Raw genomic sequence first — 26,699 nt, 5'->3', positions numbered from 1 at the left:
ATAAAACAAAAGAGCTTGAACAAATGCCTCAATCCCTAACCCAAATACAACACTCATAAAAGTGAATACAAAAGATACAAAACAAGCCATACAAGATCCCATTTTTGAAACCATAGCAACTGCTGCTAACAATTTGCAAGTAGACAGTTATGTAATTGGTGGCTTTGTAAGAGATTTTTTGTTAGAAAGAGGTACTGCAAAAGATATTGATGTGGTGGCTGTTGGGCGTGGTATTGAACTGGCTCAAGAAGTAGCATCACTTTTACCCAACAAGGCTAAAGTACAAGTGTTTAAAAACTATGGCACCGCCATGGTAAAAACCGATGATATTGAGCTAGAATTTGTAGGCGCCCGTAAAGAAAGTTACCGAGAAGATTCTAGAAATCCTTTAGTGGAAGATGGCACTTTACAAGACGATCAAAACCGAAGAGATTTCACCATCAACGCATTGGCTATTTCTTTAAATAAAGAGAATTTTGGCGCCTTATTAGATCCGTTTAATGGTATACAAGACCTTGAAAATAAAATTATCAGAACTCCTTTGGATCCCGATATTACGTATTCTGATGATCCATTGCGTATGATGCGTGCCATTCGATTTGCTACTCAACTTAATTTTCAAATTGAAGAGGAATCTTTAAATGCCATTACGCGCAATAAAGAACGCATCAAAATTATTTCGGGAGAGCGAATTGTAGACGAATTGCATAAAATTATTCTATCTCCTAAACCTTCTATTGGTTTTAAATTATTGCACAAAACCGGACTTCTAAAACTAATTATGCCCGAATTAACCAATCTGCAAGGCATTGAAGAAAAAGAAGGACAACGCCATAAAGACAACTTTTGGCATACTTTAGAAGTGGTTGATAACATTGCCCCAAATACCGATAACCTTTGGTTGCGCTGGGCTGCTTTGTTACACGATATAGGAAAAGCACCCACAAAACGTTTTGATAAAAAGGTAGGATGGACATTCCACGGACATGAATTTGTTGGTGGAAAAATGGTCTATAAACTTTTCAAACGTTTACACATGCCACTGAACGATAAAATGAAATATGTTCAGAAAATGGTTTCCATGAGTTCTCGCCCAATTGTTTTGGCGCAAGAAATGGTCACCGATTCTGCTGTGCGCCGACTCATTTTTGATGCCGGAGATTTTGTAGAAGATTTAATGACGCTTTGCGAAGCCGATATTACAACCAAAAACCCAAGAAAATTTACCAAATACCACCATAATTTTAAGATTGTTAGACAAAAAATTGTTGAAGTAGAAGAAAGAGATCATGTTCGTAATTTTCAACCACCAATTAGTGGGGAAGAAATTATGGAAATCTTCAACTTACAGCCGTCTCGTGAAATTGGAATGATCAAAGACGCCATAAAAGAAGCAATTCTGGAAGGTGAAATTCCGAATGAATACGAAGCTGCGTATCAATTTATGCTCAAAAAAGGAGAAAAATTAGGATTAAATCCGGTTAAATAAACACTTAAAATGAAAAAATACTTCAATTCAATTGCTAAAACTACGCTGGTTTTAGTGTATTTAGTAATTGTTGCCGGTGCTGTGGTACGTATGACCGGTAGTGGAATGGGTTGCCCTGATTGGCCAAAATGTTTCGGATATTATATTCCGCCTACTAATGCAGAACAATTAGTCTGGAAACCTGATCATGCATACAAAAAAGGACAAGTAATTATTTTAGAAGAAACTTTGAAAGTAGCTGCTAAAGATTTTACTTCTGCTAACAATTTTGAAGCAACAAATTGGGAAAAATATACCAAACACGATTATGCTATTTTTAATCCGTACCATACCTGGACAGAGTTTATCAATCGTTTAGTGGGTGCTTTAGCAGGTTTGGCTACATTAATCATGGCTATTGCTTCTTTCAGCTTATGGAAAAAGAAAAAAGCGATTACCATACTATCCTGGTTGGTAGTTTTTGCCATGGGCTTTCAGGCATGGTTGGGTGCCACCGTAGTTTATTCAGTCTTGCTACCTCAAAAAATCACCGTTCACATGGTAATGGCTTTGGTCATTGTAGCAATGATTTTATATGTATTGTATTTAAATTCGGATACAGCAAAAAATCAAAAGAAATTCAAACCCTTTACGCTGGTAAATATATTGGCGATTGTATTTACATTAATACAAATTGTATTGGGTACACAAGTACGTCAGTTTGTAGATATTCAGGCAGATATTTATGGCGAACACGCAAAACAACTTTGGTTAAGCGATCCTAGCTGGCAATTTTACATTCACAGATCGTTCTCCATTATTGTATTGTTGATAAATGCCTTTTTGTTTTGGAAAAACAAACAATTACTTTTGGGGTATTCAAAAATCAATTGGGTAATTGCGCTGCTTTTGGTAGAAGTTGTTAGCGGAATTGTAATGTTCTATTTCCACTTCCCTTTTACTTCACAAACCATCCATTTAGTAGTTGCTTCTATTATTTTTGGAATACAATTTTACTTACTTTTAGAAAACAAGAAAGCAGTAGCACACTAATATTTTCAAAACCAATTTTAGTACATGATATATAAATTCAGAATTATTTTAGACGCCGAAGAAGACGTTATCAGAGACGTTGCTATAGACGGAGATGTAACTATGGAAGATTTCCATAATGCACTTACACAAGCTTTTGGGTTTGACGGTAGCGAAATGGCTTCTTTTTACGTGAGTGATGAAGATTGGAATCAAGGTGATGAAATTTCGTTATTTGATATGAGCGACGGTTCTACTGACGTTAGATTGATGAACGAAACAACCCTGGAAGATGTGATTTCCGAAGATGATAACCGATTGATCTACGTGTACGATTTTTTTAGCATGTGGACATTCTTTGTAGAATTGGGAGAAATGAGCGAACCAGAACCAGGCATTACCTATCCGATACTTTTATTTTCGCATGGCGAATTGCCAGCAAATGCTCCTGAAAAAGATTTTGAAGCAGAAAAAGTAGATTTCAACGAAGGTTTTGATGATTTTGGAACCGATGATGATGACGACCTATCCGGTTACGGAGACATGGATTTTGATGAAAACTGGAATTAATTTCTAATTAGTTTCTAAGTACCAAAGCAGCAAAGTTTCTAAGATATGGCTACTTTTCGAGATTTATTAATTTGGCAAAAAGGAATGAATTTGGTTACGAGTATCTATAAAGTAACAGAAGCATTTCCAAAAGAAGAACAATACAATCTCACATCACAAATTAGAAGAAGTGCTATATCAATTCCTAGTAACATTGCAGAAGGCTATGGACGTGATGGAAGAAGAGACTTTTTAAAGTATTTAAATATTGCATTAAGCTCTATCTTTGAACTTCAAACCCAAATTGAAATTGCTTTTAATTTAAATTTTATACCAAAAGAAATTTTCATAGAAATCTATGAAAAAACCAGAGAGTTAGAGCGAATGCTTGTTAGTTTTATCAATAAAATCAAAGAATCTTAGTAACTCAGTAACTTTGTAACTAAAAAAAATGATCAACTTATATCCAACGCACATTGAAAGTTTATCCATTCACAGAGTGGGAAACAAAAGTAAAAGTGAAGGCGTTTTCTTTTCTGAAAACCCATACAAACTAAACGATGAAATTTTAGGTTTGTTAAAAGAATATTTCTTTAAACCGTTCCGCGATAAAGAAGAAAATTACCTGCGCTTTGATGATGATGTAGATTTAGAATTTAATGAATTGTACAAAATTGCTGCAGAGGTTTTTACAAACCCAAATTCAATTCACGAAAACTCAAAAAAGATTGCTACACACTTGTTTGAGCAATCGAACCACCCACATATAAAACCAGGAGAAGTGTATGTTGCGTACCTTCAAGATGTGGTTTTAGACAATGAAAAAGTAGATGCCATTGGTATTTTTAAGAGTGAGTTAAAGCACGATTTTCTTCAGTTTGAAGACGCAGGAAACGATATCAACATTCTTATTCAGCAAGGAATCAACATCAACAAACTAGACAAAGGATGTTTGATTATGAACAAGAATCAAAGTGACGGTTACAAAATTCTATCAGTAGACAGTAACCGTTACGACACTAAATATTGGCTGGAAAACTTTTTGAATGTTGATGCATTAACCGATGAAAACTTCTTCACTAAAAAGTATTTGAAATTCTGTAAAGACTTCGCAAAAGACGTGGTTTTACCTGCAGAAGACAAGAAAGAAGAAGTAATGTTCATGAACCGTGCGGTGAATCACTTTGCTAAAAATGACGAGTTTGAAGAAACCAATTTCTTGAATGAAGTAATGGAAAATCCAGATTTAATTCCGGAATTCAAACATTACAAAGTTGAAAAAGGTCCAAAATACAGCATTGAAGACGTTTCTAACTTTCCTATTGCTAACAAGGCTGTTTCTGACGCACGTAAGAAAATGAAAAACGTGATTAATCTAGACACCAACGTACAGATTAAGATGGATTTCATTAATCCTGAAAGTGCCGATAAATTTGTTGAAAAAGGTTGGGACGAAGAACGCCAAATGTACTATTACTTAGTATATTTCAACAAGGAAGAGAAAAACTAACATGAAATATTTTACACTTTTTTGGAGTTTGGTTTTGCTCGCAAGTTGTTCGCAAAAGTCAACAGATGGTTTCCAAATTCAGGGAGAATTTGAAAACGGAAACTACAACGGTTATGTGTTTTTAAACACGCCAAACTCCAAAGACAGTGTTTTAGTTAGTAACAATCAATTTACCTTCAATGGGAAAGTTCCTTTTCCTATTCAGAGTTGGATCACGTTAGATGACAAGTCAAAATTAGCGTGGTTATATGTAGAAAATTCTGAAATACACATCACTTTCAATTCTCCGGAACATCTAAAATTAACTAGCGTTACAGGTTCTGAAAGTCAACAAAAACAACATCATTTTGAATCATTTTTAGAAGATCACTATAATGATGCTGATTTTAATTTCAGACTGAAAGATTCTTTATCAAAATTCATTACAGAAAATCCGTCACATAGTTTGAGTGGAAAATTATTGGCTAAAATTGCTTCTGAAAGTTGGATTTTAAGTGCCGAAGAAGTTACCGACTTCAAACAACAATTAGATACAAGCAAACAAACTTCAACTGATTTATTCGTTATCAACCAATCTTTAGAAAAACTTGAAAAATTTGGCATTGGTAGTACCTTCAAAGATTTTGATTTGTACAATTTACAAGAAGAAACCATAAATTCTTCTACAATTTCCGCTCCTTATTTATTGGTAGATTTTTGGGCTAGTTGGTGTGTTCCCTGCCGCAAACAAAATCCATATATTGTAAGCGTATATAACAAATATCACAGTAAAGGATTTGATGTGTTAAGTATTTCTTTGGAAGACGAAATGGAACCGTGGAAAAAAGCCATAGCAAAAGACAATTTAACTTGGAATCATTTACGATCTGGAAATGAATTTGATAGTCCTATTGTGTCCTACTATGAATTTTACAGTATTCCCTACAGTATTTTAATCGATGCTAACAGAAAAGTAGTTGGCGTAAATGTAGAGCCTGAAAAGATTGGATATTTTCTTTCCCAAAATTTAAAATAGACTTTTCATATTTACATCTTCATAATTTCTACGAATAAAATCTAGCGCCGATCTCACTATTTCCCCCATGTTCTCAGCTTTTTTAAACTTTATATCATTGGTGAAATTAAATATTTCCCCACGCAAACTTTCTACATATTCCGGTTTAGAGATGTGATCTGATTCCATACAATTTAGTAGCGCTCTTAATTGTTCCAACTTATTCAAAATTCGCTTAGCAACTATGGAGCGTTCTTCTATTTTATATTGACCAATAGATGTTTTTTGAAGTTTTGACCTCACAAGGTCTACCATTACATTATTTTCTTTGAAAAACTGTGGTCTGTATATTTTCAACCTGCCTTCATAAGATTGTTGATCAAAGTCAATAGGTCTAATTTTATAAACCACATGATCAAAATCTGGTGTCGCCACAATTACATAATTATAACTGCGCATATCACCCAAAAGACGAATCATACAGCGTTCATTGAACTTTACAAACTCCTTTGCTATTTGAGATTTTTGAAACTCTGTGAGTGACGGTAAATGCTCTTTGATAAAAATATCTCCTGGAATTCCTGCAATATGCTCTTCTATCAAAGTGTCTTTATAGACCAAATAATTCAAATTATAAGGCGAAAGCATATGCTCTAATTCCAACCCGTAAATCCGAGATGCATCAGCTTTTTTGATATAGAAATAGGTGAAATTATCATTCAAAATATTTCTAACTTTCACGCGAAAAGGTTGTGAATTTCCGAAAGTACAGAAATCTATAGTGTCTACATTTAAATACTGAAGAATATCATCATTACCATCAGAAATAAGAATAGAATATACTTTTTTCAAAGCATAGTCAATTTCCTCGCGTTCAAATTCATTATAAAAAACCCGAAGCCAAAGCGTATCGTTATCATCTTCATCATACACCACAATTGATCCTGAGAACCGCAGCAAATCTTCATAAAAAATAGGAATTTTTATGTTTCTACTATATTCACTCAAATACAAATCGAGCTCTTTAGAAATTGGAAAGCTCGGTTTCTTTTTAGACATCAAATCATCTCCCATGAAAATACGTTTTCTTCAAATTTAAAATTATCCTGTAACAAAATGTACTTTTCCTCGTCAAGTTTATATAGCCAATCAAAAAAAATATCTACATTTTGAATACTATTCTAACAATAAATAATCTTACCAAAAAATTCGGAAGACTTACCGCGGTAAACAATTTATCATTTACCATTGAAAAAGGAAACGTTTACGGTATTTTGGGCCCTAACGGAAGTGGAAAGTCTACAACCCTTGGTATTGTCTTAAACGTAGTCAATAAAACTTCTGGCGATTTCCAGTGGTTCAACGGTGAAGAATCTACAAACAATGCTTTGAAAAAAGTTGGTGCTATTATAGAAAGACCCAATTTTTATCCGTACATGACAGCTGCTGCTAACTTAAATTTAGTTTGTAAAATTAAGGGAGTTCCGGCTAACAAGGTTGAAGAAAAACTTCGTTTGGTAGAACTTTGGGATCGTAGAGATGATAAATTTAAAACATTTTCTCTTGGTATGAAGCAACGATTAGCCATTGCCTCTGCCCTACTGAATGATCCGGAAATTCTCATTTTAGACGAACCAACAAATGGTTTAGATCCGCAAGGAATTCATCAAATAAGAGAATTAATTAAACAAATAGCACAAACTGGAACTACAATTTTATTAGCCTCTCACCTATTAGATGAAGTAGAAAAAGTATGTTCGCACGTAGTAATTATGAGAAAAGGTGTAAAGCTGTATTCAGGTCGAGTGGATGAAATGATTGCTAGTTTTGGCTTTTTTGAATTAAAATCTGAAAATCAAGAATTACTCTTAACCACGTTAAAAGAAAATCCTGCTTTTGGTAATGTTTCACACCAAAACGACTACATCAAAGTTATACTCAATGAAGATGTTACAGCAACAGAAATGAATAAATTTTTGTTTGAAAAAGGTATCATTCTAAGTCACTTAGTAAAACGAAAAGAGAGTCTTGAAGAGCAATTTTTACAACTAACCGCCAACCAACAATAAACCGTATGAAACGTCTTTTACAAATAGAATTTATAAAACTTTGGAACAGTCGTTCCAGCAAGATACTTATTGGAGCCTATTTTGTTCTACTGTGTTTAATAACGCTTATAGCCGCCATTAAATTTGACATTGGTAGTATTCATTTTAATCTGGCAGAACAGGGAATTTTTAACTTTCCATACATTTGGCATTTAAACACCTTTATTGCTGCTTTTCTCAAAATATTTTTAGCGGTTGTCATAGTTTCCATGATGTCCAATGAATATAGCAATAAAACCATTAAACAAAATTTAATAGATGGATTAAGTAAGAAGGAATTTGTGCTTTCTAAATTTTTAACCGTCGTAGTATTTTCGGTAATCTCAACCATTTTTATTGCTGTGGTAACCTTAATTTTAGGTTTAATTTATTCTGATTTTAAAACCTTTTCTATTATCACCACAGATATAGATTACTTGTTCGCCTACTTTATCAAACTAGTTGGATTCTTTTCATTTTGCTTGTTTTTAGGTGTTTTAATCAAACGATCTGCGTTTGCGTTAGGCTTTCTTATATTATGGCAAATCATAGAAGGAATCACCTATGGAGTATTGAAAAAATATGTCTTTACCGAAGGTAATACTACAGATTACATTATGGACTTATTTCCTTTAAACTCGATGAGTAATTTATTGAAAGAACCAGTATCAAAATTTGGTGCGGTAAAAGCAGTAGCCAATCAAGTAGGTGAAACATTTACAAAGGATTATGGAACACATTGGTACGAATATTTCATTGTAATTGTTTGGACATTAATTTTTGTATATGGTTCTTTAGCACTATTAAAGAAAAGAGATTTGTAACTAAAAGTCTATAAAAACAAAAAACAGCCGACACTCAAAAGTATCGGCTGTTCTTACCAAAACCAAATAATTAGTAAGTATATTACAACTTAAACCCAATCCTGAACTAAAATAACTATCGAAGTTTGTTTCCTTCTCTAATTATACTTCAAATGTAGGGCAATGGTTTTTAGTAAAACATGACAAATGTCATAGTTTCTATTTTTTTTCAGATACGTGATAAAATAAGTGAACCTCTTTGAAGTACGCAAAAGCTTTATTTGCTCCAGCAATAGCCTCATCTATTTCATCACTTGTATAGGTATTGATTGCAACTGCATTTTTAAAATCGTTCCAATACTTCAAAATATCTTGTACATCTCTATTAAAAAAACATTGCGTTGGAAGTTCCGTTAACGAATCGCATTTTAATAAATTTTTACTAATCATCATTCCGCCCATCATTGATCCTTCCATCACGTACAAAACACCTATTAATGAAGATTTTGAAGGGTTCTGAAAATCAAAAATTGGTCTTTCAATTGTTTCTACATTTACATCAAAATACTTGAGATCTTCTTCAAGCCTATCAGAATTTTTATAACTGGCAAATTGTTGTAGCTCTTCTGAAAGTAGCAATTTGTGTTTCACCAAATATTCTTCCAAGCCTTTATAAGAACTATAATTGGTAATAAGTAATTGCTTGTAATCTTCTTTCGAAATAGAATGATCTAAAACTTTGGAAGCATCATTATATTTTTCTGCTTCTTGGTGTAATGCGGTGGTTTTATCCTTTAGTTGGTCAAATATTATCATAATCTTTTCTAAGTTTGGCTATATCTTCTCTTATTTTTTGAATTCCTTCTATGTGAGACATATTAATGCTGTCAACATTTTTAAGGAAATCTTCTATACTTTGAATTGTTTTTCTACTTTCTGTTATTCTCTCTTTTGAATCTTGTGTAATTGGGCTGTTGTTTCTTACAGCATTTATATAAGGTGTTAGCTTCACATGAAACTTGGCTAAATTCTTCTTCAAAAAATATCCGGAAGCTCCACTTAAAATAGTATTTGCTGCCAATTCTTCGTCATGAATTGCACCTGTTAAAAATATAAATGTAGTTCCTTTGGCCTTTCTTTCTACTAAATCTAAAACATCCATACCACTGCAGGTCGGAAGTCTATAATCAGATATTACAATATTGGGCTCAAAACTCAATAATAGCTCTTCTGTTCTAATCAAATCTTTAGATACCTCTACGATAACATTTTCATCAACCTTAAAAATTTGCCTCTTGGTCAATTGTACATCTGTGTGGTTGTCCTCAACTAACAGAATTTTAATTTTGGCGTTTTTCATAATTTCAACCTAATTCTTATTGACATTAAACCAATAATCAGACAATAATTTTAATGTAGATTTTAATTGCTGATAATCTTTCGGCTTTTCTACATAACTATTCACATGCAAACCATATGCTTTATCTAAATCACTTTGTTGCACAGATGAACTTAAAATTACTACCGGTATTTTGGATAGCTTTTCGTTTTGTTTGATTTTCTCTAATACTTGCAAGCCACTAATGCCTCGCATTTTAATATCTAAAAGGATGAGTGTTGGTAAATGTACTAAAAAATCTTCATTTTCAAATAATTTCAGAGCCTCTTCCCCGTTTTTTAAATATCGTATAGGTATATGTGCCAATTCTCTATCAAAAACTCTTTTGATTAACTGAATATCATTCACATTATCCTCTACGCATAAAATATAATTACTCATAAAAAACTATTCAGGTAAATTAAAGTAGAATTTAAATGTGGTACTTTCTCCCAGTTTGCTTTCTACCCAAACATTACCAAAATGCTTTTCTATCACGCGTTTTACAATAGCTAACCCAATACCAGATCCACTGTATTGTGAATCATCTACAAGTCTGTTGAATACTCCAAAAATAGCATCTTTATATTGCATGTCTATTCCAATCCCATTGTCTGAAATATAGTATACATTTTTACCATTTTCAACGTATGATCCTATCTGTATTTTTGCGTTGGGACTCTCTTGAGAATACTTTAAAGCATTATTAATCAAATTACTAAGAAGTTGAATTATCATTGATTGATCACCAGTAGCATGTGGTAATTCATCAATTTCAATTTTTGTATTCGGAAATAATATAGCAGTTTGATTTAAATCTATGACCTGATTCACCAAAGAATTCATATCTACATTTCCTACACGCATTTCCTTTTGATGAAGACCTGAAAAATGTAAAATATCATCTATAAGCAGGTTCATTTTTTCGGTAGACTTTATAATCGTTTCTAAAGCATTTCTACCAAAATCATCTAAGGATTCAAAATAATCTTCCTTGATAATCTGTGCAAAACCATCAATTCCGCGTAGTGGTGCACGCAAGTCATGGGATACACTATAACTGAAAGATTCCAGCTCATTATAAGCCTTTTCCAATTTTTGATTAAGCTCCATAACTTCGTCGTATTTCTGAATTATAATTTCTGAAATACTCTCTTTCAACGCTTTAGCTGCAGCTACTTCATAATCTAGCCAAGGTGCAGATTTACCACTAACTTCTTCAGACCATTTGTCAAATGATTTTCTTGGAGACAATCTAGCATCTGAACTTATTTGTGCGGGTTTATTAGGATTACCGCCCCAAGAAACAGTTTCTTTGATCTCTGGTTTAAACCAAAATAGTTTGTTATTCCCTTTGGAAACAGCTACTTGTAACACTCCAGAAGCAACTTCTTTAAAAGCATATCCTTGATCATAAATAGAAGATATACTATTCGTAAAATAAATATCGTCTTCCTTTTTATGTTCAGTTAACCAATTATTCAATTTGAGAATTTCTTCAGAATCTGGTGTTTTTCCTATTGAGGTAAGTTTTCCATCAATGAAAACAGCGGCGCCGCTTGCTTCGGTTAAATTGAGCATTGTGGTGTCAAATGCTGTTAATCCTTCAGTTATATTCCAGTTTTCACTCATCTGCTTGATGAGTAAATTTCTTATCACAGAAGAACTATTTACTTTTTGTAAAGAAGTATTGAAAGCTCTTAGACCTAATTGTGTTGAAAAAACTTGGGTCAAGAATTTACAAGATAATCGCTGATGATAGCTTATAAATTTTGGACTATAATGATGACAAGCAATTAACCCCCAAAGTGTATGATTATAAACAATGGCAGCGGTTAATGTACCGCCAACTTTCATATTTTGTAAATATTCTATATGAATTAAAGAAGGTGCTCTCAGCTCACTTTTAGAAAGATCCACAATATCATTGGTAACCGGAGAAATTTCAGGTACCATGTGCACACTTTCTGTAGTAATTTCACTAATAAGACGAACGCCTTGCTGCAAAAATAACTTTCTAGCTTGTTGAGGAATATCTGTTGCAGGATAATGTAAGCCTAGCCAACTTTCCAAGTTCTCTTCACGCGCTTCTGAAATTACTTCACCATTCCAATTTTCATCAAATTGATAAATCATTACGCGATCATACCCAAAAAAGTCCTTGACCAGCTCGGCTGCTTTATCACACATCTGCTTTTCATCGGAGGCATTACTCAAACCGGTAATCACATCTGTTAATTGTTGTTGATAGGTAAAAGCATCTACACCTTCTTCTCGCTGCTCTAGTTCCAAAATGCAGTGCGATTCATGTACATGAGGAATAACCAGTAAATGTTTATTTCCTACAACTAAATCTAAGGGCGCAAATTTTTGTTGATCAATTGCTTTTTTTAGAGATTCAAAATTTTCATTTCCAATAATTGATTCTAATGAAAGATTAAGAATTTCGTCAATTGTTTTGTTTAGAAATTCTGAAATATTGGAACTACATTGAACTATCTGTAATGAATTAAGATCACAACTTACTATTGCTCCATGCAGCTGGATTCTATTCAATTTATGAATAGGTTCTTTATCACAATTTGTAAGATCTACGTTTTGAGGATATAACGATGAGGGACTCGCCATAATCTTAATTAGTTTTAAGTTTTACGTAGAATGTACTTCCATATCCTAGTTGTGAATCTACCCATATTCTACCTTCATGCATTTTTACAATCTTTTCGCAATGGGCAAGACCTACTCCGGTACCTTCATATTTATCTTCGGTAGGTACTCTACTAAAAATTGTAAAAATACTATCAATACTTTCTTCTGGAATACCTATACCATTATCTGCAATAGAAAATATTTGATATTCCCCATCTTCGTATGACGAAATTTTTATTACAGGATCAACATCTTTCTTTCTATATTTAAGAGCATTACCTATAAGATTTTGGAATAGTAATCTAAGTTCTGTTTTATAAGCATTGATCTTTGGTAAATTACCTACGTGTACCTTTGCATTATTTTCCTTTACTCTACGGCTAAGATCATATAGTACAACTTCTACCATTTCCTTGGTGTTTACAGATACTTTTTCTCTGTTCTTCCCAATTCTACTATACTCAAGAAGCGCTCTAATTTGATTACTTAATCTTCCGGCTGCGTCAAAAATGTATTCTAAATATTCTTTTCCTTTAGGCTCTAGATTATCACTAAATTTTTTAATAACCAGTTCACTACCAAAACGAATTGTTCCTAATGGTTCTTGTAAATCGTGAGAACAAATAGATACAAATTGTTCCAATTCTTTATTTGCTGTTATTAAATTTTCCTTTTCAATTTCTAGTTCGGACTGTACTTTCTTCAGTTCTGTAACATCTAAAAGAGTAGAACGGGTTATTGGTAAATTGCTGCTTTCATCTTTAACCACAATCGTGTTTAAAATAGCATCAATAAGTACTCCATCTTTAGTGATATACTGAACTTCTTGATTTCTTAAAATTCCATTATTTTTAAGTTCATCCATCAACTTGATTCCCACTAGTTTCTTGTCATCTGGATAGAAATCTAAAATTGGAAGACCTATCACTTCCTCACGTGATTTATACCCCATTTTTTGTACAAAAAGTCGATTCGCTTCCACTATTGATCCTGAATCCAAGTTTATACTTACGTGCATTACCGGATCATCATTATAGAAAGATTTAAACTTCTCTTCACTCCTACGCAATCTTAACTGCGATTGATACATTTTCTCAACATCTATAAAGCTTACAACCACTCCTTCTATTGTATTCTTGATAGATAAGAATGGAGATATTCTTTTTATAAAGTGTTTTCCGCTTTTACTAATGACGTTTCTCTCAAATGTTTTTCCTGTATCAAGAACACGTTGAGCATTTTTTACTATAAAATCTTCTTCCTTATTGAAATTTGCGATAAAATTTGCTACAGGTCTACCTATATCCTGAGGAAGCAAGTTAAAATGTTCTTTAACAGAAGGTGTATATTTTCTTATGTTTAACTCATTATCTAAGAAAATGGTTCCAATATTGGTGCTGTTTAATAAGTTATTAATATCAGCATTCAATAATGCCAAATCTTCCATTTTTTGAAGATTCTCTGTATTTACCGTGTGTAATTCTTCATTAACACTCTGTAATTCTTCATTGGTACTTTGGAGTTCTTCATTTGAAGCTAATAACTCCTCATTGGTTGCCTGTAATTCTTCGTTACTCGTTTCTGTTTCTTCAATAGAACGTTTTAAACGAACTTTTACATCTTCTAACTCTTCTTCAAGATCATTGATACGTTTTGCAGCACTTTCTGAAACTGTAGCAATCTCTATAATACTACCTTCTGAAGGATCTACATCTACAAAAGTTACTAGGTATTCTTGCCTATCATCGTCGTATAATGGCTTTACGAACAATGAAACTAAGTACTGTTTACCATCAATTGAATATAATATATTCTGATACACATACTTACTATCATTTCTTCTTGCATTGTTAACTGAAGTGGTTAAAGGGATTTTAAGCTCTTCCGGTAACATTTTTAGAAGATTAGTTGTAAACCCTTTTTCGGGTAAGCTAACGTACTTTTTTAACTCACCTTTTGCTTCAATAATATCATAATGACCATTGATATAAACGCTTGCTGCACCAAACTGATCTAGTATTGCGTCACTAATAATGGTTGATGCATCTCTATTTTCTATCTTTTCTATATCTATATCCTTTCGTTTATTTGGTTGTTGAAAATTTGTAATATTTCTATCACTTGTAGAACGAAGCATTTCAGTTTTTAATCTTTTGGAAGTTTTAATATTTCTATAGAATTTCCATTTTCGATCAACTTCTTCAAAATTATTTAATAATGATCCTAAATTTTCACTACTTCCTAAAAACAAGATTCCTTGTTCAATCAATGAATAATGTAAAACATGTAAAACATTCTGCTGAATAGAACTTTGAAGATATATTAAAAGATTTCTACATACCGCAAGATCTATATTCTTGAATGGCGGATCTTTAATGATATTATGGTTAGAGAAAATTACCGTACTTCTAATAAATTCTTTAATACGATATCCATTTTTAATTTTATAGAAAAATCTTGATAACCGCTCTTTATCAATATCATTTTCTATTTGATCTCCATATTCACCTCGGCTCGCTATTTCTATGTGCATTTTTGAAATATCGGTAGCAAAAATTTTAAGATCTATATCCTTGTTCTGCTTTTCAATTTCTGCAATGAAGAGCATTGCCAAACTATAGGTTTCCTCTCCGGTACTACAACCTACATCCCAAATTTTGAGAACATCACTATTACTCTTAGAAGCCACTATCTGAGGTACTAACGTATCCTCTAGAATAGTCCATGCTTCTTTATCTCTAAAGAATTTTGTAACACCTATTAAGATTTCTTCATAAAGTATATGTAATTCATAATCATTGTTAATGATATATTCATAATACGCTTCAATTGTTTTAAGTTTCAGTATGCTTATACGTTTATTGATTCTTCTAATAAGCGTAGGCTTTTTATATAACTGAAAGTCAAGATCCGTAGAATCTCTAAGAAGCGCTATAATCTCCGAAAAAACATTACTCTCAACAGCACTATAAATATCTGAACCATCACAATCCTCGGTATCAAAATAATTTTCGATTTCTGTACTCATCTCTTCGGTTGGTAGAATGTAATCAACATAACCCGTATTGATTGCACTTTGAGGCATGCCATCAAATTTAGCTTGCGATGGTTGCTGCGCTATAACAAGTCCACCATATTTTTTAATAACCTGTATCCCTTTGGAACCGTCACTACCAGTTCCACTAAGAACTATACCTGTAAACTGTGTTTTAAATTCTTTAGCCGCAGATTCAAATAATAAATCAATAGGAAGATTTAATCCATGCCCGGTTGGTTTATCTAAAAGCTTGAAATAACCATTTTCAACAATTAAATTGTTTTTTGGTGGAATTAGATAGATTCTATTTTTTTCAATTTTAGCTTCATTCACGATCTCTCTTATGGGTATATTGGTATTTTTGGCCAATAGTTCATCCATTAAACTTTTATAATCTGGAGAAAGATGTTGAATAACAATGAATGTGAATGGACATTCATCTGAAATATGAGAAAAAAAGGAATTTAATGACTCTAGCCCTCCGGCGCTTGCGCCGATAGCTACTACTACATGTTCCTTTGACCTTGTTTGCATAAAATGAGTTTCGGGATAAGGGGGTAATAACCTTTAAAACTTAAAAATATACATTTAAACAGTGTCGTGCAAGTAAAATATGGTAAGTAACCATATATTTTGATAGTGTACTCTTTTTAATAAAAAATTATTAATCCTTTACAACAACAATTGTGGCTTTATAGCCCGTATAAAGATTCCATTGAGCAGATGTAACTGTTTCTCCTTGGTCGTCAAGTATTACTAATTCTGCCGTATTTGGAGGCGCTAACCCCATGTTTTCAGCCTGAAAGTCTATAGTATTTAAACCTACAGGAATTTCTATTTCTATTCCTCTAAAACCACCTTCTAAAAACATCTCGTGCTTTACTTCTTTACCATTTAGAAAAATGCTTATGAGATCTCCATCAATATTTGCGAAATCTCTACAGGCAATTTTGAGCGTTTTAGATTTTGTTTTTATATCTCCTAAAGGTTGATCTCTTTTAAATTGATCTAATTCTACTTTTCCTTCTGTAATAGATTTATTTGCCTTTTTTGTATATTGCTTGTTATTATCAATAAACTGTTCCGTTGGCAGCATAGAAATTCCCTTTTCTTTCTCTAATTTTAAATCAGGAACGGCTGTATTACCATCATCTAACAAACCAGAACTGTTCTTTGTTTCTGTATTGATGGTACTAGAATTATCCTCTGCTTTTACCTTTATAGTTTGTGTATTTCCGTCGTTGATTTGGGCATGCATAAACATACTTACTCCAAAGAACAAACAAGAAAATAGAAGCTTTTTCATATGCAAAAAGTATTTAAAAACTTTTGAAGCAAATATAATGCCTTTCAGCTTTAAAGGTATATAAAAAATTGTCATTAAGAAACTTGTTCTACAAAAGCTTATGATTCATCTACAAGAATACTAAGCCTCACTATCTTTTTTAAAGAACAAATAATACAAATTACTCCCTAAAATAAAAGCATTACTTATAATAATCGGCCAGGCTATATCTAGCATAAAACCATAAATAACGAAGGTAATACAACCTAAAGAATTAATAATTCTTAGTTTGTTTACATTTTTCATGGTAAAGGCTACCATTAAAAAGGCAGAAGCTAAATACCCTACCCACTCTGCTATAGAAACTCCTAAAAACATATACACACTTATTAAAAAAAAGCCCCGAAAAAATCGGGGCTTTAAAGTTAGTTATATTTTATAAAACAATTGTATTATAATTGTTTACCAAAACGCTTACGATCTACTTCTTTTAATAAGATTTTACGCAAACGAATGGTTTTTGGTGTAACTTCTACGTATTCATCTTTCTGAATGTATTCTAACGCTTCTTCTAAAGAGAATTTAATTGCAGGAACAATTTTCGCTTTATCATCAGCTCCAGAAGAACGTACGTTAGAAAGCTTTTTAGTTTTGGTAATATTCACTGTCATATCATCTTGACGTGAGTTTTCTCCAATTACCTGACCTTCGTAAATTTCTTCGTTAGGATCTACAAAGAACTTACCTCTTTCTTGTAATTTATCTATCGAGTAAGGAATTGCTTTACCGTTTTCCATAGAAATTAATGAACCGTTGTTTCTTCCTGGAATATCTCCTTTATATGGCTCATAACCTGTAAAACGGTGTGTCATAATTGCTTCACCCGCAGTAGCGGTTAACATTTGGTTACGTAACCCGATGATACCTCTAGATGGAATGCTGAATTTAACAATCATACGCTCACCTTTTGGCTCCATACTAAACATTTCACCTTTACGTAAGGTTACATATTCTACCGCACGACCCGAAAGGTTTTCTGGTAAATCTATAGTTAACTCTTCCATTGGCTCACATTTTTTACCATCAATTTCTTTAATGATAACTTGTGGCTGACCAATTTGAAGTTCATACCCTTCTCTACGCATGGTTTCAATTAAAACAGATAAGTGTAATACACCACGACCAAACACCATAAATTTATCGGCGCTGTCTGTTTCATGAACACGCAATGCTAAGTTTTTCTCTAATTCTTTGCTTAAACGATCTTTGATGTGACGCGAAGTAACAAACTTACCGTCTTTACCAAAGAAAGGAGAATCGTTAATGGTGAACAACATACTCATTGTAGGCTCATCGATAGCAATGGTTTTTAAAGCTTCAGGATTTTCAGCATCTGCAACCGTATCTCCAATATCAAAACTTTCTAAACCTACTAAAGCACAAATATCTCCAGCTTGTACTTCTGCAACTTTTTTACGACCTAAACCTTCGAAAACATGTAATTCTTTGATACGAGATTTTACAATGCTTCCGTCTCTTTTTACCAATGAAATTGGCATATTTTCAGTTAAATGTCCTCTCTGTAAACGACCAATAGCAATACGTCCTGTAAAAGAAGAATAATCTAAAGAGGTAATCAACATTTGCGTAGTTCCTTCTTCAATTTTTGGAGATGGAATGTGCTCAATTACCATATCTAATAATGGCTCAATGTTTTCCGTTTGTTTTTGCCAATCCTCAGACATCCAGTTGTTCTTTGCAGAACCGTAAACTGTTGGAAAATCTAACTGCCACTCTTCAGCTCCTAATTCGAACATTAAATCGAATACTTTTTCATGAACCTCTTCTGGAGTACAGTTTTCTTTATCTACCTTGTTAATAACAACACAAGGTTTTAAACCAAGATCAATAGCTTTCTGCAGTACAAAACGTGTTTGCGGCATTGGTCCTTCAAAAGCATCTACCAATAACAATACACCATCGGCCATGTTCAAAACACGCTCTACTTCACCACCAAAATCGGCGTGACCAGGAGTATCTATAATGTTAATCTTAGTATCTTTATAGATTACCGAAACGTTCTTAGAAGTAATTGTAATACCTCTTTCGCGTTCCAAGTCGTTGTTATCAAGGATTAAATCACCTGTGTTTTCGTTTTCGCGAAACAATTGACAGTGATACATAATTTTATCAACCAATGTTGTTTTACCGTGGTCAACGTGTGCAATAATTGCAATGTTTTTAATATTAGCCATAATTGTGCCTTGGTTTTAAGCGCGCAAAGTTACACTTTATTTTTACAGTATATAATATTTAATGAAATGAATTCCAACTAAAAAATCATAATTTAAAATTTTAATAATGAATAGTTTACGACAAATTATTTCCATTTAAATAGGAATCGGATAATTTATTCTGCCCAACACTTACAATAATTGTATCTTTGTTCACTCAAAAAATAACCTAGAATGCAGTTAAAAAATATACCACAAATAAAACATACTGATAGCAACAACTTTTTTCTTTTAGCTGGACCTTGTGCCATTGAAGGCGAAGAAATGGCTTTGAGAATTGCCGAAAAGGTAGTTGCTATTACAGATAAATTAGAAATTCCTTATGTTTTTAAAGGAAGTTTTAAAAAGGCTAACCGAAGCCGAATAGATTCTTTTACTGGAATTGGGGACGAAAAAGCGTTGAAAATCTTACGAAAAGTATCTGAAACTTTTCACGTACCAACCGTAACCGATATTCACGAAATTAGCGATGCTGCTTTAGCTGCCGAATATGTAGATATTTTACAGATTCCTGCATTTTTAGTTCGCCAAACTGATTTAGTTGTAGCCGCTGCTAAAACTGGAAAAACTGTTAACCTGAAAAAAGGTCAATTCATGAGTCCAGAAAGTATGAAACACGCAGTTCAAAAAGTATTAGATTGTAATAATGAACAAGTCATGGTTACAGATCGTGGAACTATGTTTGGGTATCAAGATATGATTGTTGATTTCCGTGGAATTCCAACCATGAGAGAATTTGCTCCTACAGTTTTAGATGTCACACACAGTTTACAACAACCCAACCAAACCAGTGGAGTTACTGGCGGAAGACCTGATATGATAGAAACCATTGCCCGTGCTGGAGTGGTAAATAACGTAGACGGATTGTTCATTGAAACTCACTTTGATCCGGCAAATGCAAAAAGTGATGGAGCCAATATGCTACATCTAGATCATTTAGAAAATTTACTTACCAATTTAGTAGCTATCAGAAAAACAGTTAACGGGCTACGCTAATATTAATATGAGAATACTTTTTTTAGTGAGCTGCATTTTTATGTCAGCTCATTTTGTCGTTGCGCAAACTACAGACAAACAAGAACTTTATACTGCTCACAACAAAGGAAAATTCTTCATTTTATGGGGAGGTAATCGTGAAAATTTTTCGAAATCTGATATTCATTTCAGAGGAAATGGCTACGACTTTACCATAGAGGAAGCCAAAGCTCATGATAAACCAAAAGGTTGGCATGCCGATTATTTCAATCCAATGAATATGACCATTCCACAAACAAATTTGAAACTTGGATATTACCTAACAGATCATTACAATATTTCTTTAAGTATTGATCATATGAAATATGTAATGACGCAGTTTCAAACGGCCAGTGTAGATGGTTACATTAATTTACCCGAAAGTGAAGCAGGTGCTGTTTTCAATGGCGTTTATAATCATCAATTAACCGAATTGACAAGAGAATTTCTTCAATTTGAACACACAGATGGACTCAACTATGTGCATACCGAACTTTCTAGAGTTGATGATTTTTCAAAATATTTAGGAATTCATAATACCGATATTTTTCAAGTTAACATTACCGAAGGACTTGGCGGTGGTTTTCTTTTTCCAAAAACAAACTCTACCCTATTAGGAAAACAACGTAATGATGCATTTCATGTAGCAGGGTTTGGTCTTTCTGCCAAAGCCGGTTTAAATCTTACCTTTTTCAAACACTTTTTCATTCAAGGTGAACTAAAAGGAGGCTATATTCATATGGGAGATATTAGAACTACAAAATCTAGCGTGGACAAAGCATCTCAACATTTCTACTTTTTTGAAAGAATAGTGGCTATTGGTGGAATTTTTTATCTGTAAACTTTGTGCTCTCATATTGCTAAAAAAGTAGCTATTAAAAGAACAAATACATCCCGTTAGCAATGCTTCAGAATAAATCATAATACATTCAAATCAGAAGCTATGTTCTTATCAGTTTTATTTATTAAAAATTAATTGCTATTTATTATGAACATATCTAGAGTTCGTATACATTTGCATTCGCTAATTTAAATTAAATCTAAATAAAAATTAAAATGCGCAGAATAATTCTATTAACTGTTACTCTTTTATGTTTCGGATTTGGATTTTCTCAAAATGGAAAAATAACCGGAACAATTGTAGATGATGAAACACAAATTCCCTTAGCCTATGCAAACATTACTGTAAACTTAACAGGACTAGGAGCTACATCAAATTCAGATGGTTATTTTAGTATCAACAATGTTACTGAAGGAGAGTATACTATAAAAATATCTTCTATTGGGTATTTGTCTATTACAAAATCTGTTGTAGTAAATGCTAACAAAAACACCTCCTTAGGTATTATTTCTTTACAAGAAGATACACAGGTTCTAAACGAAGTAGTTGTAGAAAACCATGTTGAAAAGACGTTTAAAAAAGACCAAAGCATAACGGTTTCTAAAATGCCGTTAAAGGATATTGAAAATCCGCAGGTTTATAACACGATTACCAATGCGGTATTAGAAGAACAAGTAGTTACTAATTTTGACGATGCACTTAAAAATGCTCCTGGTTTAGACAAACTATGGGAATCTACAGGTCGTGGTGGCGATGGTGCTGGTTATTTTTCGTTAAGAGGTTTCTCCGTACAACCAACAATGCTTAACGGTGTTGCAGGTGTTACCAACGGTAGCCCAGACCCAGCTAACATAGAAAGCATAGAAGTACTTAAAGGGCCATCTGGTACACTTTACGGTAGTTCTTTAATTTCGTATGGTGGTTTAATTAACGTAAACACAAAAAGACCTTTTTATGGTTTTGGCGGTAATGTATCGTACACAGGTGGTAGCTATGGTTTAAATAGAATTACTGCCGATGTAAACACTATGCTAAGCAAAACAGAAGACATTGCTTTACGTGTAAACACTGCTTACCATACACAAAACAGCTTTCAAGATGCTGGTTTTAAAAGATCTTTCTTTGTAGCCCCATCTATTTCTTACCAAGTAAATGATAAACTATCGTTTTATGTAAATACCGAAATTTACAATGGTAGAAGCACAAACCAAACAATGCTATTTGTAGACAGAAGCTCGCCTTTACATGTTACCAACATTGCAGATTTAAACTACAACCACAAAAACTCTTTTACAAGCAACGATTTGTATATAGACACACCTACAATGAGCGTTCAAGGGTTTATGAACTATAAATTTAACGACAACTGGTCTTCGCAAACTATTTTTGCAAGAACAAGTGCTAAATCTCAAGGGTATTACTCGTATTTATACGAAATTACGAGTACTGTAGAAGGTTTAACAGGTAACGAATTTGAAGACGGTATTATTTTAGCGCGTTATACAAGTAAACAAAACTCTGAGACTGCTGGCACCAACATACAACAAAACTTCAATGGTAACTTTAACATTGGTAGTGTAGAAAACAAATTTGTTGGTGGTGTAGATTATTTAAACCGAATTGTTATTGGTAACAACTCTGGTTACGGTAACCAAGGTTTTGTATTTGTAGGTAACGACCCTACAAACTTTCAAGCTTATGCTTCTGCATTACACGACTATTTTGGTACACCAATGGCTACAAACGTAACTAACGATTCTGGTGTGCTTACACAAGCTGGTGCAGATGCTGGTATAGGTAACTCTAGTGTAACCTACAGCAAAACAAGACAACAAGCAATTGGTGCATACGTGTCTGACGTAGCATACTTATTACCAAATGTATCTGTAATGGCTAGTTTACGTGTAGATCACTTTATAAATGATGGTAATGTTACTACAGAAAGTGATGATTATGAGCAAACCACTGTATCGCCAAAATTTGGTGTGGTATACCAACCAATTTTAGATAAAGTTTCGGTTTTTGCTAACTATATGAATGGTTTTTCAAACGTAGCACCTGTAACTACACCTGGCGGTAACACATTAAGTTTTGACCCAGAACAAGCAAACCAAATAGAATTTGGTACAAAACTTAACTTGTTCAACAATAAACTTTCTGCTACCTTAAGCTATTATGATGTTCAAGTATCTAACACCGTAATTCAACTAGATCCAGAAAACTACATTCAAGATGGTGAGCAACGTAACAAAGGTTTTGAAGCTATGATTACAGGTTCTCCAGTAGAAGGGTTAAACATTATTGCTGGGTATAGCTATAACGACAGTAAGTTAGAAAAAGCTGCAGAAGGTAATGATTTCTTAGGAAGAAGACCAGAAAGTGCAGGACCACAAAATTTAGCAAACCTTTGGGCTAGTTACCGTTTTAACGGCGGAAGCTTAGACGGATTTGGAATTGGTTTTGGTGGAAACTATGCTAGCGAAAACAAAATATTTAACCGTAACACAGCTGGTACTTTTACCCTACCAGAATATACAGTATTAAACGCATCTGCTTTTTATGAAGTTGACCAGTGGAGATTCACCCTTAAATTAGATAATATTACCAACAAAGAATATTATAAAGGATGGTCTACTATTAGTCCGCAAATGTTAAGAAGCCTAACTGCAAACTTAACCTACAATTTTTAAGAGACCTTAATTTGATGAAACCAAGTGCCTTGCCTAACAGCTGGCATTTGGTTTTTAATTTTTTATACAGATGAAAACATTTTTTTTAACCGCATTATGTTGCTTTTTTTACGCTACATCTTTTGCACATTTTCTTTGGATTGAAACCGAAGCAACAGGAAAATTAAACACCAAACACACCGTTAATGTTTATTATGGCGAATATAGCTACGGAGTTAAAGAAACCGTTGGTGGCGACACCTTCAACAAGGTAAAAAACTTTAGTTTATGGGCTATAGCTCCAGATGGTTCTAAAACAGCTTTAGAAATTTCAGCTAAAGAAAACTTTTATACCGCTCAATTTACACCTACACAAAAAGGAACGTACACCATTGCCTTAAATAATAATGATATTGAAGTAATAGATTTTACAAAATATGACTTCGGAATTTTTAAAACTCATTATTACAGTTCTGCAACAGTAACCGTAGGAAAAATACAACCTGCATCGGTAACACAAAACGAAAACGGTATTGCGCTTCAGCTTGTAAAAAAAGAAGGTAACCAAGCTACATTTAAGTTACTATATAAAAATGAAGCTTTAGCAAAAAGCGAGGTGACAATTTTTATGCAAGACCAATGGTCTAAAAAAATAAACACAGATGACAACGGATTGTTTACTTTTGCCATGCCTTTTGATACAACATATGTACTAGAAGCCACAACCAAAGAAGAAGTACCTGGAGAATTTAAAGGTAAAACTTATGAGTTTGTATGGCATTGCAGTACATTTAGCATAAAATAATATCAATATGTTTACACTCATTACTACTATTATAAGTTTTGGTTTTTTTTTGTGTTACAGCACTACAAAGAGAGTTCCTGTAAAACCAATTTTAGTGATTGAGAAATTGAACAGTAATCATAAATATACAAATGGCCTAGGTGTTTTTTTTATGAGTATAGCATTGAGCTTAACAATCGTAGCATTAGGAGTTGGAAATGGAATTTTTTCATTCATTATTCTTTTAATGACAGTTGCCAGTTGTATTGTTTTGCTATACCCATTAAACGTAATTAAAAACATACATTTGTTAATTATCTTTTGTATTTCACTAGGTTTAGAAATGCTTTAATATGCCGGCTAACAACAAATATTTAACGCAAAATAAATGGCAACGTTTTGCCAAAATTACAGCCGGATTTCTCGGAGGTTATTTAGTAGCCATTACTTTTCATTTAGCCCTAGCTACCTGGTTACACAAACCTTCAGTTATCATTACAGCTACTTTTTCTGCATTTATCATTTGGGCAGTTTTAATGGTGTTGGCTTTTTTAGCTCATAATGGCTGGAAAGTTTGGGCTTTATATCTTTCCATTTCGCTATTTTTTCTGATAATTTTCTACTTCGGAAACAACTAATTATATGAATAACAGACATTACAATATCTTTTTTCATTTGCATACCGTTAGTGGTATTGTGATTAGTGTTCTATTATTTGTCATCTTTTTTGCAGGTTCTTTTTCTTTTTTTAGAGATGAAATTGTGAATTGGGAACGAAACGATACCGTTGTAAGCAATCCTGAATTATCACTAGATTTCAACAGAGCATTAGATTCTATTTCGAAAACCAACACCTTAACAGGAAAAGATATTACCTTTAAAAAGTATTTCGAAGAAGCACAAATCAATGTTTCTTTATCGGCTTCCAAAGACACTACATTGCAAAAAGAAGCGCAAGCAGGAAACTTTTTTTATCTTAACACACAAGATTTTAGCACAGAAACTTATTACACATCTTATACGTTAGGCGAATTTTTGTATCGTTTGCATTTCTTTGCGCAAGTGCCCTACCCTTACGGCTATTATTTAAGTGGTTTCACAGCATTTTTCTTTCTTTTTGCCTTAATTACTGGTCTGCTAATTCATTGGGACAAAATCAAACAAAACTTCTATGTTTTCCGTCCGAAAGCTAAATTAAAAACCCTTTGGACCGATGCTCACACCGTGTTAGGAACCATTGGTTTTCCATTTCAATTGGTATATGCTGTTACGGGTACATTTTTTATGATAAAACTTTTAATGGTAGCTCCTTTTCTAAGTGCTTTTTACAGCGGAGACCAAAAAGCTTTGTATGATGATTTAGGATACAATCCTCCTAGTTTTGAATACCTACACCAACCGTTTCAGCAACAAATAAACGTTAACGCTATTGTTGCCAAAGCAAAGGAAAAATGGAATGATTTTAACATAACAAAAGTTGATATTCTTAATTATGGCGATGCAAATATGCATGTGAATATTGAAGGAGAACTCAACTACAACACCCAACTAACAGGATTAGGAAAACTATGCTACAAAGTTGCTAATGGCGAGTTGGTATTACAAAAAAATCCATATACCGAAGTTACTTATGTAGACCATGTAAAAAACCTATTATATCGGTTACATTACGGCGATTATGCCGGATATCCATTACGGATTCTCAGTTTTATAATGGGTATTATTGGCTGCGTTGTTATTTTATCTGGAGTATTAATCTGGTTTCATGCGCGCAAGAAAAAAAACATTACAGAAAAGAAAAGAAAATACAACAATAGTGTTTACACCATCTATTTGGCTATTTGTTTAAGCATGTTGCCTACAACAGCAATCAGTTTTATAGCAGTAAAATTAATAGGTAATGGCTATAGTTTTCTGTATTACTTTTACTTTTTAATCTGGCTAATACTATCTGTTGCATTCAGCCTTAAAAACAACAATGCTTTCACTTTAAAAGTCTGTTTGTTATCTGGTGGAATTTTAGGTTTTTTGATTCCTGTTGCCAGTGGCATTAAGACCGGAAATTGGTTTTGGACTCTTTTTCAAAACAACACTTCACATCTATTTATTGTTGATCTATTATGGATTATTATATCCGTTGTTTTATTCTTTATCCTATCTTTCGTGTATAAAACGAAAAAAAATATATAAATCCTTTTTTTTGAAATATTATTCTTATTTTTTCCAAAATTTCTTAAGATGATTTTGTTTCCCCGAACTGATTTATTTTAAATTAATTTGTATTTTCATTACGATTTTTCGAAAA

The 26,699-nt window shown here is 33.1% G+C and carries 24 protein-coding genes; 15 read left to right on the top strand and 9 right to left on the bottom strand.

The genetic code is table 11. The annotated features are described in order from the left end of the window. The first annotated feature begins 61 nt into the window (after positions 1-61). The 6 genes from BM383_RS13760 to BM383_RS13735 are packed head-to-tail and all read left to right on the top strand — an operon-like array spanning position 62 to position 5,574. The gene (locus BM383_RS13760) at positions 62-1,489 is read left to right on the top strand and encodes a CCA tRNA nucleotidyltransferase (protein WP_093025725.1); all 1,428 of its coding nucleotides are present in this window, start codon (positions 62-64) and stop codon (positions 1,487-1,489) included. 9 nt (positions 1,490-1,498) lie between these two features. Next, a complete protein-coding gene (locus tag BM383_RS13755; protein WP_093025724.1) occupies positions 1,499-2,521 on the top strand; it encodes a COX15/CtaA family protein in 1,023 nt (340 codons plus the stop codon). 24 nt (positions 2,522-2,545) lie between these two features. Then, a complete protein-coding gene (locus tag BM383_RS13750; protein ID WP_093025723.1) occupies positions 2,546-3,070 on the top strand; it encodes an IS1096 element passenger TnpR family protein in 525 nt (174 codons plus the stop codon). 45 nt (positions 3,071-3,115) lie between these two features. Beyond that, on the top strand, positions 3,116-3,472 hold the full coding sequence (locus BM383_RS13745) for a four helix bundle protein (protein ID WP_093025722.1): 357 nt from the start codon (positions 3,116-3,118) through the stop codon (positions 3,470-3,472). 28 nt (positions 3,473-3,500) lie between these two features. Continuing rightward, positions 3,501-4,559: a nucleoid-associated protein gene (locus BM383_RS13740; protein ID WP_093025721.1), complete on the top strand. Its 1,059-nt coding sequence runs from the start codon at positions 3,501-3,503 to the stop codon at positions 4,557-4,559. A gap of 1 nt (position 4,560) precedes the next feature. Continuing rightward, a complete protein-coding gene (locus tag BM383_RS13735; protein WP_093025720.1) occupies positions 4,561-5,574 on the top strand; it encodes a TlpA disulfide reductase family protein in 1,014 nt (337 codons plus the stop codon). Here BM383_RS13735 and BM383_RS13730 read toward each other — a convergent pair. Continuing rightward, on the bottom strand, positions 5,566-6,627 hold the full coding sequence (locus BM383_RS13730; protein ID WP_093025719.1) for a hypothetical protein: 1,062 nt from the start codon (positions 6,625-6,627) through the stop codon (positions 5,566-5,568). The genes BM383_RS13735 and BM383_RS13730 overlap by 9 nt on opposite strands. Positions 6,628-6,722: 95 nt before the next feature. Here BM383_RS13730 and BM383_RS13725 point away from each other — a divergent pair, with 95 nt between their 5' ends. Continuing rightward, positions 6,723-7,622 carry an ABC transporter ATP-binding protein gene (locus BM383_RS13725; protein WP_093025718.1) on the top strand — a complete coding sequence of 300 codons (900 nt, stop codon included), beginning with the start codon at positions 6,723-6,725 and terminating at the stop codon, positions 7,620-7,622. 5 nt (positions 7,623-7,627) lie between these two features. Continuing rightward, on the top strand, positions 7,628-8,464 hold the full coding sequence (locus tag BM383_RS13720; protein WP_093025717.1) for an ABC transporter permease: 837 nt from the start codon (positions 7,628-7,630) through the stop codon (positions 8,462-8,464). A 198-nt stretch (positions 8,465-8,662) separates the two neighbouring features. On the opposite strand, the gene BM383_RS13715 is transcribed toward BM383_RS13720, so the two are convergent. The 8 genes from BM383_RS13715 to typA all read right to left on the bottom strand — a co-directional run bounded on the left by BM383_RS13715 (position 8,663) and on the right by typA (position 19,047). Then, positions 8,663-9,259, bottom strand: a complete 597-nt coding sequence (locus tag BM383_RS13715) for a biliverdin-producing heme oxygenase (RefSeq protein WP_093025716.1) — start codon at positions 9,257-9,259, stop codon at positions 8,663-8,665. After that, positions 9,246-9,803, bottom strand: a complete 558-nt coding sequence (locus BM383_RS13710) for a response regulator (protein ID WP_093025715.1) — start codon at positions 9,801-9,803, stop codon at positions 9,246-9,248. Before BM383_RS13710 ends, BM383_RS13715 begins: the two co-directional genes overlap by 14 nt. Before the next feature lie 9 nt (positions 9,804-9,812). After that, entirely contained in the window at positions 9,813-10,223 is a 411-nt protein-coding gene (locus tag BM383_RS13705; protein ID WP_093025714.1) for a response regulator, read from the bottom strand. Between the two features lie 6 nt (positions 10,224-10,229). Continuing rightward, the gene (locus BM383_RS13700; protein WP_093025713.1) at positions 10,230-12,449 is read right to left on the bottom strand and encodes an ATP-binding protein; all 2,220 of its coding nucleotides are present in this window, start codon (positions 12,447-12,449) and stop codon (positions 10,230-10,232) included. A 4-nt stretch (positions 12,450-12,453) separates the two neighbouring features. Then, the gene (locus BM383_RS13695; RefSeq protein ID WP_093025712.1) at positions 12,454-16,041 is read right to left on the bottom strand and encodes a chemotaxis protein CheB; all 3,588 of its coding nucleotides are present in this window, start codon (positions 16,039-16,041) and stop codon (positions 12,454-12,456) included. A 130-nt stretch (positions 16,042-16,171) separates the two neighbouring features. Further along, positions 16,172-16,813, bottom strand: a complete 642-nt coding sequence (locus BM383_RS13690) for a hypothetical protein (RefSeq protein WP_143106423.1) — start codon at positions 16,811-16,813, stop codon at positions 16,172-16,174. 120 nt (positions 16,814-16,933) lie between these two features. Continuing rightward, on the bottom strand, positions 16,934-17,170 hold the full coding sequence (locus BM383_RS13685) for a YgjV family protein (RefSeq protein ID WP_093025710.1): 237 nt from the start codon (positions 17,168-17,170) through the stop codon (positions 16,934-16,936). Between the two features lie 74 nt (positions 17,171-17,244). Beyond that, positions 17,245-19,047 carry a translational GTPase TypA gene (gene typA, locus BM383_RS13680; RefSeq protein WP_093025709.1) on the bottom strand — a complete coding sequence of 601 codons (1,803 nt, stop codon included), beginning with the start codon at positions 19,045-19,047 and terminating at the stop codon, positions 17,245-17,247. 213 nt (positions 19,048-19,260) lie between these two features. On the opposite strand from typA, the gene kdsA reads away from it, so the two are divergent. The 7 genes from kdsA (at position 19,261) to BM383_RS13645 (ending at position 26,584) form a co-directional block, all read left to right on the top strand. Next, entirely contained in the window at positions 19,261-20,082 is an 822-nt protein-coding gene (kdsA, locus tag BM383_RS13675; protein ID WP_093025708.1) for a 3-deoxy-8-phosphooctulonate synthase, read from the top strand. A 40-nt stretch (positions 20,083-20,122) separates the two neighbouring features. Continuing rightward, on the top strand, positions 20,123-20,941 hold the full coding sequence (locus BM383_RS13670) for a hypothetical protein (protein WP_245766590.1): 819 nt from the start codon (positions 20,123-20,125) through the stop codon (positions 20,939-20,941). 215 nt (positions 20,942-21,156) lie between these two features. Further along, a complete protein-coding gene (locus BM383_RS13665; protein WP_093025706.1) occupies positions 21,157-23,631 on the top strand; it encodes a TonB-dependent receptor in 2,475 nt (824 codons plus the stop codon). Between the two features lie 70 nt (positions 23,632-23,701). Continuing rightward, positions 23,702-24,415: a DUF4198 domain-containing protein gene (locus tag BM383_RS13660; RefSeq protein WP_093025705.1), complete on the top strand. Its 714-nt coding sequence runs from the start codon at positions 23,702-23,704 to the stop codon at positions 24,413-24,415. A gap of 7 nt (positions 24,416-24,422) precedes the next feature. Then, positions 24,423-24,746, top strand: a complete 324-nt coding sequence (locus BM383_RS13655; protein WP_093025704.1) for a hypothetical protein — start codon at positions 24,423-24,425, stop codon at positions 24,744-24,746. A 1-nt stretch (position 24,747) separates the two neighbouring features. Further along, entirely contained in the window at positions 24,748-25,032 is a 285-nt protein-coding gene (locus tag BM383_RS13650; RefSeq protein ID WP_093025703.1) for a hypothetical protein, read from the top strand. Between the two features lie 4 nt (positions 25,033-25,036). Continuing rightward, complete coding sequence (locus tag BM383_RS13645) at positions 25,037-26,584, top strand: PepSY-associated TM helix domain-containing protein (RefSeq protein ID WP_093025702.1); 1,548 nt, start codon at positions 25,037-25,039, stop codon at positions 26,582-26,584. The last annotated feature ends 115 nt before the right edge of the window (positions 26,585-26,699 follow it).

Source organism: Pustulibacterium marinum (genome assembly GCF_900116665.1).
GTDB lineage: Bacteria > Bacteroidota > Bacteroidia > Flavobacteriales > Flavobacteriaceae > Pustulibacterium > Pustulibacterium marinum.
This window is presented reverse-complemented; position numbering and strand designations above follow the sequence as displayed.

What these genes read in the sequence shown, in the direction of transcription:
- BM383_RS13755 (WP_093025724.1), top strand. Translation starts at nt 1,499, where the DNA reads ATGAAAAAATACTTCAATTCAATTGCTAAAACTACGCTGGTTTTAGTG.
- BM383_RS13645 (WP_093025702.1), top strand. Translation starts at nt 25,037, where the DNA reads ATGAATAACAGACATTACAATATCTTTTTTCATTTGCATACCGTTAGT.
- BM383_RS13650 (WP_093025703.1), top strand. Translation starts at nt 24,748, where the DNA reads ATGCCGGCTAACAACAAATATTTAACGCAAAATAAATGGCAACGTTTT.
- BM383_RS13655 (WP_093025704.1), top strand. Translation starts at nt 24,423, where the DNA reads ATGTTTACACTCATTACTACTATTATAAGTTTTGGTTTTTTTTTGTGT.
- BM383_RS13700 (WP_093025713.1), bottom strand. Translation starts at nt 12,449, where the DNA reads ATGGCGAGTCCCTCATCGTTATATCCTCAAAACGTAGATCTTACAAAT.
- BM383_RS13740 (WP_093025721.1), top strand. Translation starts at nt 3,501, where the DNA reads ATGATCAACTTATATCCAACGCACATTGAAAGTTTATCCATTCACAGA.
- typA (WP_093025709.1), bottom strand. Translation starts at nt 19,047, where the DNA reads ATGGCTAATATTAAAAACATTGCAATTATTGCACACGTTGACCACGGT.
- BM383_RS13670 (WP_245766590.1), top strand. Translation starts at nt 20,123, where the DNA reads ATGTCAGCTCATTTTGTCGTTGCGCAAACTACAGACAAACAAGAACTT.
- BM383_RS13710 (WP_093025715.1), bottom strand. Translation starts at nt 9,803, where the DNA reads ATGAAAAACGCCAAAATTAAAATTCTGTTAGTTGAGGACAACCACACA.
- BM383_RS13665 (WP_093025706.1), top strand. Translation starts at nt 21,157, where the DNA reads ATGCGCAGAATAATTCTATTAACTGTTACTCTTTTATGTTTCGGATTT.
- BM383_RS13750 (WP_093025723.1), top strand. Translation starts at nt 2,546, where the DNA reads ATGATATATAAATTCAGAATTATTTTAGACGCCGAAGAAGACGTTATC.
- BM383_RS13695 (WP_093025712.1), bottom strand. Translation starts at nt 16,041, where the DNA reads ATGCAAACAAGGTCAAAGGAACATGTAGTAGTAGCTATCGGCGCAAGC.
- BM383_RS13660 (WP_093025705.1), top strand. Translation starts at nt 23,702, where the DNA reads ATGAAAACATTTTTTTTAACCGCATTATGTTGCTTTTTTTACGCTACA.
- BM383_RS13685 (WP_093025710.1), bottom strand. Translation starts at nt 17,170, where the DNA reads ATGTTTTTAGGAGTTTCTATAGCAGAGTGGGTAGGGTATTTAGCTTCT.
- BM383_RS13745 (WP_093025722.1), top strand. Translation starts at nt 3,116, where the DNA reads ATGGCTACTTTTCGAGATTTATTAATTTGGCAAAAAGGAATGAATTTG.
- BM383_RS13705 (WP_093025714.1), bottom strand. Translation starts at nt 10,223, where the DNA reads ATGAGTAATTATATTTTATGCGTAGAGGATAATGTGAATGATATTCAG.
- BM383_RS13735 (WP_093025720.1), top strand. Translation starts at nt 4,561, where the DNA reads ATGAAATATTTTACACTTTTTTGGAGTTTGGTTTTGCTCGCAAGTTGT.
- BM383_RS13715 (WP_093025716.1), bottom strand. Translation starts at nt 9,259, where the DNA reads ATGATAATATTTGACCAACTAAAGGATAAAACCACCGCATTACACCAA.
- BM383_RS13720 (WP_093025717.1), top strand. Translation starts at nt 7,628, where the DNA reads ATGAAACGTCTTTTACAAATAGAATTTATAAAACTTTGGAACAGTCGT.
- BM383_RS13730 (WP_093025719.1), bottom strand. Translation starts at nt 6,627, where the DNA reads ATGGGAGATGATTTGATGTCTAAAAAGAAACCGAGCTTTCCAATTTCT.
- kdsA (WP_093025708.1), top strand. Translation starts at nt 19,261, where the DNA reads ATGCAGTTAAAAAATATACCACAAATAAAACATACTGATAGCAACAAC.
- BM383_RS13690 (WP_143106423.1), bottom strand. Translation starts at nt 16,813, where the DNA reads ATGAAAAAGCTTCTATTTTCTTGTTTGTTCTTTGGAGTAAGTATGTTT.